The organism is Gammaproteobacteria bacterium (genome assembly GCA_015709695.1).
Lineage (GTDB): Bacteria > Pseudomonadota > Gammaproteobacteria > Steroidobacterales.
On sequence record CP054183.1, the window covers coordinates 3,072,455 to 3,085,000 of the forward strand.

The 12,546-nt window shown below is 69.8% G+C and carries 10 protein-coding genes and 1 riboswitch (1 of these 11 running past the window's edge); of the genes, 5 read left to right on the top strand and 5 right to left on the bottom strand.

What is annotated here, in order from left to right; all coding sequences use genetic code 11:
• Positions 1-157: 157 nt before the first annotated feature.
• Positions 158-388: riboswitch (cobalamin riboswitch) on the bottom strand.
• A gap of 1 nt (position 389) precedes the next feature.
• The gene (locus HRU81_14225) at positions 390-1,202 is read right to left on the bottom strand and encodes an ABC transporter ATP-binding protein (GenBank protein QOJ33189.1); all 813 of its coding nucleotides are present in this window, start codon (positions 1,200-1,202) and stop codon (positions 390-392) included.
• Here HRU81_14225 and HRU81_14230 point away from each other — a divergent pair.
• A complete protein-coding gene (locus tag HRU81_14230; GenBank protein QOJ33190.1) occupies positions 1,201-1,572 on the top strand; it encodes a hypothetical protein in 372 nt (123 codons plus the stop codon). The two genes, HRU81_14225 and HRU81_14230, sit on opposite strands and share 2 nt — an antisense overlap.
• Positions 1,573-1,716: 144 nt before the next feature.
• Here HRU81_14230 and HRU81_14235 read toward each other — a convergent pair whose 3' ends face one another.
• A complete protein-coding gene (locus HRU81_14235; protein ID QOJ33191.1) occupies positions 1,717-4,668 on the bottom strand; it encodes a PD40 domain-containing protein in 2,952 nt (983 codons plus the stop codon).
• 148 nt (positions 4,669-4,816) lie between these two features.
• Between HRU81_14235 and HRU81_14240 the strand changes: the two genes are divergently transcribed.
• The gene (locus tag HRU81_14240; protein QOJ33192.1) at positions 4,817-5,905 is read left to right on the top strand and encodes a prephenate dehydrogenase/arogenate dehydrogenase family protein; all 1,089 of its coding nucleotides are present in this window, start codon (positions 4,817-4,819) and stop codon (positions 5,903-5,905) included.
• A gap of 22 nt (positions 5,906-5,927) precedes the next feature.
• Here the strand turns inward: HRU81_14240 and HRU81_14245 are convergent, their stop codons facing one another.
• Positions 5,928-6,908 (bottom strand): iron ABC transporter permease, encoded by a 981-nt coding sequence (locus HRU81_14245; GenBank protein QOJ33422.1) that lies wholly within the window; start codon positions 6,906-6,908, stop codon positions 5,928-5,930.
• Positions 6,909-7,049: 141 nt separating this feature from the next.
• Here HRU81_14245 and HRU81_14250 point away from each other — a divergent pair, with 141 nt between their 5' ends.
• The 3 genes from HRU81_14250 to HRU81_14260 all read left to right on the top strand — a co-directional run bounded on the left by HRU81_14250 (position 7,050) and on the right by HRU81_14260 (position 9,837).
• Positions 7,050-7,586 carry an RNA pyrophosphohydrolase gene (locus HRU81_14250; GenBank protein QOJ33193.1) on the top strand — a complete coding sequence of 179 codons (537 nt, stop codon included), beginning with the start codon at positions 7,050-7,052 and terminating at the stop codon, positions 7,584-7,586.
• Positions 7,583-8,308, top strand: coding sequence for a hypothetical protein (locus tag HRU81_14255; protein QOJ33194.1), 726 nt, complete (start codon positions 7,583-7,585; stop codon positions 8,306-8,308). Before HRU81_14250 ends, HRU81_14255 begins: the two co-directional genes overlap by 4 nt.
• Positions 8,309-8,382: 74 nt before the next feature.
• Entirely contained in the window at positions 8,383-9,837 is a 1,455-nt protein-coding gene (locus HRU81_14260) for a Ppx/GppA family phosphatase (protein ID QOJ33423.1), read from the top strand.
• Here HRU81_14260 and ppk1 read toward each other — a convergent pair.
• Positions 9,809-11,920: a polyphosphate kinase 1 gene (gene ppk1 / locus HRU81_14265; protein ID QOJ33195.1), complete on the bottom strand. Its 2,112-nt coding sequence runs from the start codon at positions 11,918-11,920 to the stop codon at positions 9,809-9,811. The two genes, HRU81_14260 and ppk1, sit on opposite strands and share 29 nt — an antisense overlap.
• Positions 11,921-12,108: 188 nt before the next feature.
• Positions 12,109-12,546 carry the 3' end of a peptidoglycan DD-metalloendopeptidase family protein gene (locus tag HRU81_14270; GenBank protein ID QOJ33196.1) on the bottom strand. 963 nt of this gene lie beyond the right edge of the window, so 438 of the gene's 1,401 nt are visible here — the last part of the coding sequence; its start codon lies off the right edge, out of view; it ends in the stop codon at positions 12,109-12,111.

Below are 12,546 nucleotides of genomic sequence, written 5' to 3' on the forward strand. Positions count from 1 at the left end.
CGCGCCGGATTCCGGCAGGCGGCAGCGTGTGGCCGGCGGCTCCCCCGGGGGATACCGCGCGGCGCGACGCCGTCAGGACAGCACGCAGCTGTCCGCCTGGATGAGAGGATGAGCGATGGCCTTGCGAGCCGTCACGCTGTCTCCCGCCGAGACCTGACGCGTTACAAACACTGCAGGCCGGTATACGGGCTCGCGAGGGGAGCATCGGGCATGCTCCGGGGTGATCGCCTTCCCATGCGTTGCCGCACAGTGGCCAGCGTGACCACCCTTTCCTTCGCCTACCGTTGCGGGGGCAGCGACGGCCTTGCCGGAATCACCGGCGCACCGTCTTCCCGTTCAACCCGGCGGCGGTGAATTGCCGCCAGGCACCTGCAGGACCGCCGCGAACCTTAGCGATCGTGTCCGGGCGCGTCAAGCTGACTGGCGGGCAGCCTCGGCGCCGGAAGCATGATGGCGCCGGACGGGCCCTCGTAGGCCTCGAAGGCCACACCGTAGAGTCCGGCGAGCGTGTGGGCGTCGAGCAGCGTCGCCACCGGGCCGAACTGCCAGCGTCCATCGCCGTGCAGGAGCAGCGCGCTGTCGAAGTGGCGCGCCGCCAGCACCGGGTCGTGCAGGCTGGCCACCACCGCCTTGCCTTCACCCGCCAGTCGAAGCAGCGTGGCGAGCACCGCAAGCTGGTGGCGCGGATCGAGATGGTTGAGCGGCTCGTCGAGCAACCACAGCTCCGGCTCCTGGACCAGCAGCGTGGCGACGCCGAGGCGACGTCTCTCGCCACCCGACAGGGTGGCGCAGAACCGCTCCTCCATGCCGGCGAGATCCATGGCGGCGAGCGCGGCGCGCGCCAGCGCATGGTCCTCGGCGGTCTCCCACTGCCAGATGCCGAGGCGCGCGTGACGGCCCATCAGGGCCGTCTCGATGGCGGTGGTGGGGAACGGATCATCCTGTTCCTGCAGCAGAAGGCCCAGGCGCAGGGCACGTTCACGATGGCCGAGCAGGCGCAGGTCCGTGCCGCCCACGGTCACGGTCCCGTGTGCCGGTGGCCGCAGGCCGGCCAGCGTGTGCAGCGTCAGGGATTTGCCCGCACCGTTCTGCCCGAGCACCGCCACGCGCGCGCCAGGTTCCACGGCCAGCGACAGGCCACGGACCAGCACACGGCCGGCGACGACGACATCGAGGTCACGGCATTCGAGGAGCGCGGGCATGGGCGGTGATTCTGGCAGGTGGCGCGGCTGCAAGCGGACAAAAAAAACCCCGCTGGGTAGCGGGGTCTTTACACGGGTTATTGTTGTTGTCGCGAATCCGGTTTCTGTTTCAGCGGCGCCGTGGTGGTTTCTTGTAGTTTTTCTTGTCGTGCGCTGCTTCTACTTCTGCTTGTTGTTCTTCTTCTTGTATGCGTCTTCTGGCTTCGATGTCTGGTTTCAGATGTCGAACACTGCTACCGCTGGTAGAAACCTTTTTTGTGCGCAGTGGATTCAAAGCAAGACCCATGCCATACCCATTAATCCGCCGGGGAAACAGGGTGTTGTGGATCTATCGTGGTTTACTGCAGGCAGTGTGGGTGCGGTTCTGTAAGAAATGTCGACGACCAGAGCTCTCTCCCTGGTTCACTCGGCCGGTCGTCCCAGCTGGCAACAGCCTGATTTTGCAGCTGAAGCCAGCCAGGTCCGTCGGGGCCGCAGGTGCCCCGGGTCGCACCTCAACCCACTGGTCCCGATACTATCGGCCGCGATTGCGGCGTTTTGACTTGGCCGGTGCGGGTACAGGTGTAAATTTCTCCAACTTGGGCGAAGGCACGGCCTCAGGCAGCAGTGACGATGCCGGGCGGGATGCGCCATCGAGCATGATGGTCCTGATCGCCAGCAGCTGGTCGAGGCTGGCCAGGGGATCGCCGTCGATGACCAGCAGGTCGGCACGCCGGCCCGGGGCGAGGCTGCCGATTTCCTCCTGCAGCCCCAGCAACAGGGCGGCATCGCCGGTGGCGGCGCGCAGCACCGCGGCAGGGGCCAGCCCGGCGCCCGCCATGAGCCGCAATTCGGCGTGCAGGCCCAGTCCGTACGGTGATGCCGGAGAGCCGCTCGCCGCGCCGATCCTGCCACCGCCAGCGGCGAAGCGGCCCAGCAGTCTTTGCCGGTCGCGCAACCAGGCCCGCCTTGGCGGGCCTTCGACGACCATGACCGCCCGCCAATCCTCGGCCGCGATGCGCCGCTCCGCCGCATCGGCAAGGGCGAGGTACTGCGGTGCCAGCAACAGCCCGGACTGGTCCTCCGCCAGCACCGGCAGGCCACGACCCGCCAGGTCCGGCACCAGCGCCGTACCGGAACGGAGCATGACGTCGAGGGCGTCCTGGTAAGGGCTCAGCGGTACCGGGAAGACGGCATCCGGTGCCTGTCCCCGGCTGCGGAACGGGCTGACGGCCGTGACCTGCCCGCTCGCCGCGGCAAGCCAGCTGGATGACCAGATCGGCAGGCCCGGTGGCAGGGGCAGGGGCGCCGCCCCGGAGGGCGTGACCAGTGCCGGGCACAGGCGCTGTGCGCCCTCCATGCCTTCCTCGTCGTTCAGGGTCGCTGGCACGGCATCGCTGCACCACACGGGGCTGCGCAGCAGGCGGGGGCCGGCGGCGTGCGCCTGCCAGCGCTCGGCCAGGCCCCGCAGTTCGGTGTCCGGTGCCGCCACGACCTGGGCCGTCGTGATGCCGAAGGCAAGCAACAGGCGCCCGAGACCCTCGCCCGCGCTGTCGGGAAGGTGCAGGGCGAGGTCGATCAGCCCGGGCATCACCGTCTGGCTGCGTGCATCGATGAGCATTGCACCCGCAGCGGCGTCATCTGACCAGGGCTCGACCGCCACGATGCGATTGCCCTCGATGACGAGCTGCTGGTCATGGCGATAGCCATCGCCGATGCCATCGAACAGCCGGCCAGCACGGATCACGGTGCGGCCGCTGCCCTGCGCGGGCCGCCAGCTCAGCGCGACCGGCATGCGGCGCTCGGCCTCGCCGGGTGCGATGCCCGCGAGGCCATCCGCGTCGGCGAACAGCAGTCCGCGCGCACCGGGCGCCCACTGCAGCAGCTGCACCGGCCCGTCGTGGAGCGACCGCCAGTCGGCGCCGACAAGGCCATTGGCGAGCACCGGCAACTCGCGGATGCCGGCAGCGGAGGCGACCGCAATGGCCTTGCCATCGGCCGACCATGCCAGCTCGTTGCGGCCCGGCGCGGTGGCCGGCTCCGGCAGGGTCACGCGACGCACGCTGCCACCGGCCGCCGGCGTGAACAGCAGCAGCCGGCGAATGCCGCCCTCGTCCTGGATCAGGCCGATCCGGCTGTCATCGGGCGACCATGCGGGCGTGCCTGCGGCAACCAGGCCGGTGGTGACCACCTCCACCTTCCCGTCGGCGAGCGTCAGCAGCTTCAGGCTGCGGCTGGCACTGCCGGGCTCGCCGGCCAGGTAGGCCACCCGGCCTGCGGCGGCATCGAACGCCGGCTGTCCCGCGCCGCCCGGTTCAGCGGTGAGGACGCGCGTGGCGCCACTCGCCAGGTCCATCAGCCAGACCTGCGGGCGGCCGCTGCGGTCGGAAACGAAGGCGAGCCGGCTGCCGTCGCGGCTGCTGGCGGGGGCGCTGTCGGCGAAGACATCCTGCGTGATGGCCCGCACCAGGCCACCATCGCGGTCGAGCTCCCAGAGGTTGCCCAGGGCGGCGACGACCAGATGGCCGTCCGGCAGCGCTGCCAGCCCGCCGAGGCCGCGTACCGGCCGGTTCCCGCCGTCATCCGGCAGTCGGCGCGGCACGGGCTCGGGCGCCTTGCGGATTTCCAGCGTGGCGCGGAACGGCAGCTCGACGACACCCATGGCGCCGAAATCGCGCTGGCGCAGCTGCCCGTCGGCGGCGTACAGGAACTGGTTGCGGCCGGTCCAGGCGACCGGCGTGCCGAAAGCGCTCTCGCTGCGCACCAGGGGCTTGACCACCGGCGGCGAAGAAAGGATGACCATGTTGAGCCGGCCGCCCTGGCTGCTGCCGGTGACGAAGCTGATGACGCTGCCGTCCGGCCGCCAGGCAGGAGCGCGCAGTGGCTGGCTGCTCTCCACCAGCACCCGGCGGGGCTGGGTGGGCGTGCGCAGGACCAGGGCGCTGCGCCCGCCGGCATCGCTGATGTAGGCGAGCCCTTCGCCCACGGGATTCCAGGCCGGGTCGAGTTCGTCGCCGTGGTCGAAGCTGATCTGGGCGAGGGCACCGCTGTCGCGCTGGACCAGCCAGATGCTGAAATCGCCGCTGCGGTTGGCCGCCATCGCGAGTCGCTGCCCGTCCGGGGACCAGGCCGGTGCCAGGTGGTGCCAGGGCCCGCTGGTGAGCTGGCGCGGGTTGCCGCCGTCCGCGTCGGCCAGCATCAGCTGGAAATGGCCGTCGCGCAGCGCCTCGTAGGCGAGCAGCCTGCCATCGGGTGAGAGGGCGGGGCGCCTCGCGTATTCGCCGGCAGCCGTGAGCGGCACGGCATCGCCACCTGCGACGGGCAGGCGCCAGATCCGGCCGGCCAGGCCGATGATGCGGAGATCTCCCGGCGCAGCCGTGATGGCGAGCTCCGTGCCCTGGCGCAACTCCAGGGGCAGGACAGCCGGTGCAGCCCCTGCCACGGTGGCGAGCACCAGGGTCGCCGCCATGCCTGCCGCGCTCGCCATCCTCTTCATCCGTCGCCGTCTCCGTCAGCGCCAGGACTGCGCTGGCGGGCCCGGATTGTAGTGACCAGGATCGCGGGCGACCAGCAGCGGCTTGCGCGGGCCGGCGCCGGCCGGTAAAACACCGCCACCATCCCCACGCCCAGTCGCCATGACCCTCGAACAGCTACGCGCACGCCTCGCCGCCCTCGATCGCCAGATCATCGAGTGTGTCGCGCAGCGCCAGGCGCTGAGCCGCGAGATCGGTGCAGTGAAGAGTGCCGAAGGGCGTGCCACCCGCGATTTCGGCCGCGAGAAGCAGGTGATCGATGCGGCCCGTGCCCGCGCCGCCGAGATCGGTGTTTCGCCCGGCGTGGCCGCCGAGCTGATGGGCCTGTTGATCCGCTCCTCGCTCACCACGCAGGAGCAGGCGCGCGTGCGCGCCGAGGGCACTGGCCAGGGCCAGCACGCGCTGGTCATCGGCGGGCGCGGCAAGATGGGCCGGTGGTTCGCCGAGTTCCTGGATTCGCAGGGCTTCGATGTCACGATCGCCGATCCGGCCGGGCCGGTACCGGGCTTCAAGCATATCGGTGACTGGCGGGCAGCGGCCGACGATTTCGCGGTGACCGTGGTGGCGACGCCGCTCGGCATCACGGCGGGCATCCTCGACGCGCTGGCGGCCAGCGCGCGCCGCGGCCTGATCTTCGACATCGGCTCGCTCAAGGCGCCGCTCGCGCCGGCCTTGCGCCGCCTGGCGGCGCGGGGCTGCCGCGTGGCGTCCGTGCACCCGATGTTCGGCCCGGACACGGAGCTGCTCTCCGGGCGCCACGTGATATTCATGGATGCGGGCCAGCCCGCTGCCGTGGCCGAGGTGCGCCAGCTCTTCGCCTCGACCATGGTGCAGCAGATCGAGATGGCGCTCGATGACCACGATCGGCTGATCGCCTATGTGCTGGGTCTTTCGCACGCGCTGAACATCGCCTTCTTCACGGCGCTGGCCGAGAGCGGGGAAAGTGCGCCGCGGCTTGCCAAGCTGTCGAGCACGACCTTCGACGCCCAGCTCGACGTGGCCGCCCGGGTCGCCGCCGAGAATCCACACCTGTATTTCGAGATCCAGAGCCTGAATCCGCAAGGAATCCACGCCCTGGAAGACCTGCTCAGGGCCGTCACGCGCCTGGTGGACATCGTGCGTGAGGGCGACGAGCCGGCCTTCGTGGCGCTGATGGAACAGGGACGCCGCTACCTGGCAGGACGTGCCTGAAGGTGGCCGCGGCCAGGTGTGCCTAGCGGTCGCCCCGCTGGCCCCGCCCGAGCAGGAACAGGAATAGCGGCACGCCCACCAGGGCGGTGATGGCGCCCACCGGCAGTTGCCTGGGAGCGAGGGCCGTGCGTGCCACGGTATCGGCCAGCACCAGCAGCGTACCGCCAGCGAGCGCGGCTCCCGGCACCACGGCGCGGTGGTCTGCGCCAGCCACCAGGCGCACGAGGTGCGGCACCACCAGGCCGACGAAGCCCACGGTGCCGGCGGTGGTCACCGCGGTCGAAGTCAGCACCGCGGTGAGCACATAGATGCCGACGCGCATGGCCCGTACCGGGAGGCCCAGCAGGGCCGCCTGCTGGTCGCCGGTGGCCAGCACGTTCAGTGACCGGCCGAGGGCGAAGCAGGCGATGGCGCCGGCACCGGCCACCAGCAGGCCGAAGCCCGGGTTGTCGGCGAAGGCAAAATCGCCCATGAGCCAGAACAGCGCACCGCGCAGGTTGCGCTCGGGCGTGATGGCCAGCAGCAGGCTGACCAGCGCGCTCCACCCCGCGGCCACCACCACGCCGGTGAGGAGCAGGCGTGCCGGCGCCCACTGGCCACGGCGCGCGATCACGAACACCAGCAGCGTGCTGGCCAGCGCCCCGGCGAAGGCGCTGGCGTCGACGGCCGCACCCGTGGCGCCGGCCAGCATCGCGGTCAGCGCGAAGGCAGCCGCGCCGCCGGAAGTGCCCAGGATGTAGGGATCGGCCAGGGGATTGCGCAGCAGCACCTGCATCAGTGCACCCGCGAGCGCAAGCGCGGCGCCGGTGCCGAATGCGGCGAGCGAGCGGGGCAGGCGCAACTCCAGCACCACCTGGCGCACGGCTGGATCGGCGTCGCCCGTGAGCAGGCTGGCTACCTCGCGCGGCCCGACCGCACCGCTGCCGAAGCAGACGGCAATCAGCAAGCCGAGCACGGCCAGCAGGGCGAGGATGGCGATCAGGCTGGACGGGCGCATTCGCATGTTCGGCATCGGCCCCTCGATCGGCCGGGCGCTTGCTGGCCGCGGCAGTGTACAGAATCGCGGCAGCGCCCCGACGCGGCTTTGTGGCAACGAACCTTTGTGGAACAATGCCCTCGCCCGGACGGAGGGACTGGGCCGCTAGTGGACCGCATCGATTCGCAAGGCTACAGGGCCAACGTTGGCATCATCCTCAGCGATGAGTCCGGCCTGGTGCTGCTCGGCGGAAGGATAGGCCAGTCAGGCTGGCAGTTCCCGCAGGGCGGGATCGGCCTGCGGGAATCGCCACGGCGTGCCATGTTCCGGGAGCTCAGGGAGGAAATCGGCCTCGAGGCGGACGACGTCGAGATCGTCGGCTCCACACGTGGCTGGCTCCGCTATCGGCTGCCCGAGCGCTACGTCCGTCGCGATGCGCTGCCACTGTGCATCGGCCAGAAGCAGCGCTGGTTCCTGCTCCGGCTGCTTACCGCCAAGAGCCGCCTGCGCCCGGACACCACGGCGCGACCCGAGTTCGACCGCTGGCGCTGGGTATCGTGGTGGCAGCCCGTCGAGGAGGTGATCCACTTCAAGCGAAGGGTCTACGTGAGGGCGCTGACCGAACTGGCGCCGCTGCTGGCGCCACTCGAGGTTCCGCCACCACCGGCCTGGCCGGCAGAGTGGCGCCTGGCCATGCGCGCGTGAGCGGCTCCTGGCGCGACATGCTTCGCGCCGGCGGGCGTCGCCGGCAGGTCGTGGTGGCAGGCGCCGCGCTCCTGGCACTGGCCGCGCTGGCCGGGGCATTCCAGGCCGGGCAGGTGCGCGCAGGCTACAACCTGCTCGATGCGCAGGCTGCCGAGCAGCGTCTGCGGGAGCGGCTCGCGAGCCTGGAGGCCGAGAATCGCGATGCGCGGCAGGCGCTCGCCCGCCTGGAGACGGACGGCAAGGTGGACCGCGAGTCCTATGCGCAGGTCGAGGCGCAGCTGGCCGGCCTGCAGGACAAGATCCTCGAGCAGCAGGAGGAACTCGCCTTCTATCGCGGAATTGTCGGCGGGCCGGGGCAAGGCGGGCTCAAGGTGCGGGAGTTCACCCAGGATGCGGACGCGGACGGCACCACGCGCCTGCGATTCGTCCTGGCGCAGGTCGAGCACACCGAGCGGCAGGTGCGCGGCAAGCTCCAGGTGCGGATCGAAGGAACGCGCTCCGGCCGCCTGACCAGCCTCGACCTGGGCACCCTCGGCGTGGCACCCGGCTCGACGCCGCGGGACTTCGACTTCCGTTACTTCCAGGAAATCAGCGCGCTGATCCGCCTGCCAGCAGACTTCGTGCCAGAGCGCGTCGTGATCCGCAGCCTGCCTTCCACCGCAGGGGTGCAGCCCAGCGTGGAGTCTTTCCCCTGGGCCGCCCGTAGCGTGGCCCGGCCGTGAGCCGGAAACCGGCGCACCGGCGCAGCGGCACCGAGATACTCGGGGCCGTCGACCTCGGTTCCAACAGCTTCCACATGGTCATTGGGCGCTTCTCCCACGGCCAGCTCGTGGTGATGGACCGTCTGCGCGAAAGCGTGCGCCTCGCCTCGGGGCTGGATCGTCACCACCGCCTCGATGCCGCCAGCCAGCGCCGTGCGCTGGCCTGCCTGGCGCGATTCGGCGAGCGCCTGCGCAACCTGCATGCCCGCCGCGTGCGCGTGGTCGGCACCAACACCCTGCGCCAGGCCCGCGGCCGTGGCGCCGAGCGCTTCCGCGAGAAGGCGCGCCAGGCGCTGGGCCATCCGGTGGAAGTCATTTCCGGCATCGAGGAGGCACGGCTCATTTACCTCGGCGTCAGCCACAGCCTGCCCAACCTGCGTGCCACCCAGATGGCCATCGACATTGGCGGGGGCAGTACCGAAATCATCCTCGGCCGGGGCTTCCAGCCGCTGCGGATGGAGAGCCTGTACATCGGCTGCATAGGCCTGAGCGAGGCGGCATTCCCGGGGGGCAAGCTCAGCGCCCGCAATTTCCGCCAGGCCCGCCAGGCCGTGCGGCTGGAACTCGAGCCGGTGCAGGCCGGGTTCCTGCAGCATGCGCCGGTGCGGGTTGCCGGTACCGCGGGCACGATCCGCGCTGCCAACGACGTGTTGCTGTCGCTCGGTCGTGCGCGCAAGGGCATCACCGTCAAGGACCTCGAGTACCTGATCGGGCGGATGACCACCGCCGGCCATGTGCGACGCCTGGAACTGCCCGGCCTGTCGGCAGACCGGGCAGAGATCTTTCCGGGCGGCGTCGCCATCCTCGTCGAGGTGATGCGCTCGCTGAGGCTCCGGCGCATGGTGGTGGCGGACGGCGCATTGCGCGAGGGCATCCTCTACGACATGGTCGGGCGCCTCACCAGCGAGGATGCCCGCGTGCGCACGGTGAGGGCCCTGCAACGGCGCTTCCGGGTCGACCAGGCGCAGGCGCGGCGGGTTGCGAGGATGGCGCTGGCCATGCTGCAACAGGTGGCCGAGGCCTGGGACCTGAAGCGGGACGCCGACCGCAACCTGCTGGCCTGGGCCGCGGCGCTCCACGAGCTGGGTCTGGACATCGCCCACGCGCACTACCATCACCATGGCGCCTACCTGCTGGAGCATGCCGACATGCCCGGCTTTGCGCGGGACGAGCAGCGGATGCTTGCCTGCCTGGTGCGCTGCCACCGGCGCAGGCTCGATCGTGAGCCATACCTTGGTTTGCCGCCGGAGTGGCGCCGGCGTGCGCTGCGCATGACCGTGCTGCTGCGCCTTGCGGTGCTGTTCAATCGCGGGCGAACCTCGGAAGCCGGGGCTGCGCCGACGCTGACGGCCAGAGCCGCGAGACTGACCGTCGCATTGCCGGCGCGCTGGCTGAACGCCAACCCGCTGAGCGAGGCCGATCTCTCCCGGGAGTGCCGCTACCTGGCCGATGCCGGCCTGGTCATGAAGGTCGCACGACAGCGGCGCTGAAGCCGCTGGCCAGCTGGTTCAGCATGACGGTCTGGGCGGGTCGCGGCGCATCGGTCGCTTCCGGCTGCAGCAACTCGTAGCGTCCGTCCGGGCGCAGCTCCCAGGCCTGGCAGTTGTCGTCGAGGCAGGTATCGAGATCGGTGAGGAGTCGCGCCTTGAGCTCCTCGTCCTCGATGCTGAAGCAGATCTCGACGCGACGGAAGAAGTTGCGGTCCATCCAGTCGGCACTGGAGAGGAAGATCCTCTCGGCGCCGTTGGCGTGGAAGTAATAGACCCGTGAGTGTTCCAGGAAGCGGCCGACGATGGAGCGCACGCGGATGTTGTCGGAGACCCCGGGGATGCCGGGTCGCAGGCAGCACAGGCCGCGCACCACCAGGTCGATCACCACGCCGGCGCCGGAGGCGCGGTACAGGGCGCGGATCACCTCGGGTTCCACCAGGGCGTTGAGCTTGGCGATGATATGGCCATTGCCGCCCGCTGCGACATTGGCAATTTCCTGGTCGATGAGGTCGAGGATCTCGCGGTGCAGGGCGAATGGCGACTGTCGCAGCCGGGTCAGGGGCGGCGTGCGCATCAGGCTGGTGAGCTGCAGGAACACCTGGTGCACGTCCTCGGCGAGGGCCGCGTCGGCACTGAGCAGGCCGTAGTCCGTGTACAGGCGGGCAGTACCCGGATGATAGTTGCCGGTGCCGAGGTGCACGTAGCGTTGCAGGCTGCCGGTCTCCCGGCGCACCACCAGCGCCATCTTGCAATGCGTCTTGTAGCCGACTACGCCGTAGATGACATGCGCACCCGCTTCCTGCAGGCGGTTGGCGAGGTTGATGTTCTCCGCTTCGTCGAAGCGTGCCCGGAGTTCGACGATGACCGTCACCTCCTTGCCGGCCTGTGCCGCCGCCACCAGGCTGTCGACGATCGGCGACTGGTGGCCGGTGCGGTACAGCGTCAGCTTGATCGAGAGGACGTCGGGATCCTGGCCGCTGCGGCTGATGAAGTCCATGACCGGGGCGAAGGACTCGTACGGATGGTGCAGCAGGATGTCCTTGCGCCGTATGGCTGCGAAGAGATTGTCCGCGTCACTGATCTCCTGCGGCACGCTGGCCGTGAACGGCGGGAACCTCAGGTTCTGCCGCCCTACCAGCTCGTAGATGGTCATCAGCCGGTTGAGATTGACGGGCCCGTCTACGTGATAGACGTCACCCGCATCCAGACCGAACATGTCGAGCAGGTAGTCCGTGAGTTCCGCAGGGCAGTCATGGGCGATCTCCAGCCGGACGGCGGCGCCGTAGCGGCTGGCAATCAATTCGCCCTCGAGTGCACGCAGCAGGTCGTCCACTTCCTCGTCGTCGACGTAGAGGTCGCTGTTGCGTGTCGCACGGAACTGATGGCAGCCCCTGATCTCCATGCCGACGAACAGCTCGCCGACGAAAGCGGATATCACCGAAGCCAGGAATACAAAATCCGCCGGACCGGTGTCGGGCAGGTCGGGATTCAGGCGGATGAGCCGTGGCAGGGAGCGCGGAGCCTGCACGATGGCCCGCTGCACCGGCCGGCCGAAGGCGTGGGTGCCTTCCAGGCCGACGATGAAATTCAGGCTCTTGTTGAGAATCCTCGGGAAGGGTCGGGCAGAGTCAAGTGAAACAGGGCTGAGGATGGGCTCGATCTCGCGATGGAAGTAATCGTGGAGCCACTCCCGCTGTGGCCGTGACCAGGCGTGCTCGCGCACGAAGCGGATGCCTTCCGCGGCCAGTGCCGGCACCAGCTCGTCGTTGAGCAGGCGGTACTGCTCGGCCACGAGTTCATGGGCGCGCAGGCTGATCTCGTGGAGCAGTTCTCCCGGAGTCAGCATGTCGGGACCTGCCGCGCCGCCTGCCGCGCCGGCGATCTCCGCCCGCTGCTGCAGGCCGCTGACCCGGATCTCGAAGAACTCGTCGAGATTGGCCGAGACGATGCAGAGGAACTTCAGTCGCTCGAGGAGCGGGACCGCTGGATCCTTGGCCTGGTGCAGGACCCGCCTGCTGAACTCCAGCGCGCTGAGTTCGCGGTTGATGTAGTAATCAGGAAGCTTGAGGTTGACGATGTCCACGCGACGCCCTTGCAGGGACGGTCACGGTCGGACCGTCGGCTGGGCAGGTTCCGGGGTGCCTGGTCCGCCCGCAAGGCACTATAGCAGCCGGTGCCGGCGGCAATGCCGAGCCGGTCACAGTTGCCATGATGCCGTGCCGTGGCGGTGCGGTCGCCACGCGAGGAACCGCGTCCGGAGCGGGCCCGGGGTCAGGTGGTCTGGTCGGAAGCGGAGGCGGGTGCCTTGCCGTCAGCCAGCATGCTGTGGCCGGCGTCGAGGCGCTCGATGAGGGGAGCGACGGCCTGGGCGAAGCGCGGCCGCTCGCGGCCATCGATCGAGGTCGAACCCTCGGGCAGCTTCACGGTCCTGGGGTTCATGTACTTGCCGTTGACGCGATATTCGTAGTGCAGGTGCGGGCCGGTGGCGAGGCCCGTGGCGCCCACGAAGCCGATGACATCACCCTGGTGCACGCGGCGCCCCACGGCGGTGGCCTGGGCAAACCGGGACAGGTGGCCATAGAGCGTGGTCACGCCGTTGCCATGCTCGAGGATGATGGCGTTGCCGTAGCCGCCCTTGCGACCGGCGAAACTGACCCTGCCGTCTCCCGGGGCACGCACCGGCGTGCCGGCTGGCGCGGCGTAGTCCAC

What these genes read in the sequence shown, in the direction of transcription:
- HRU81_14235 (QOJ33191.1), bottom strand. Translation starts at nt 4,668, where the DNA reads ATGGCGAGCGCGGCAGGCATGGCGGCGACCCTGGTGCTCGCCACCGTG.
- HRU81_14245 (QOJ33422.1), bottom strand. Translation starts at nt 6,908, where the DNA reads ATGCGAATGCGCCCGTCCAGCCTGATCGCCATCCTCGCCCTGCTGGCC.
- HRU81_14225 (QOJ33189.1), bottom strand. Translation starts at nt 1,202, where the DNA reads ATGCCCGCGCTCCTCGAATGCCGTGACCTCGATGTCGTCGTCGCCGGC.
- HRU81_14240 (QOJ33192.1), top strand. Translation starts at nt 4,817, where the DNA reads ATGACCCTCGAACAGCTACGCGCACGCCTCGCCGCCCTCGATCGCCAG.
- HRU81_14230 (QOJ33190.1), top strand. Translation starts at nt 1,201, where the DNA reads ATGGGCGGTGATTCTGGCAGGTGGCGCGGCTGCAAGCGGACAAAAAAA.
- HRU81_14260 (QOJ33423.1), top strand. Translation starts at nt 8,383, where the DNA reads ATGGTCATTGGGCGCTTCTCCCACGGCCAGCTCGTGGTGATGGACCGT.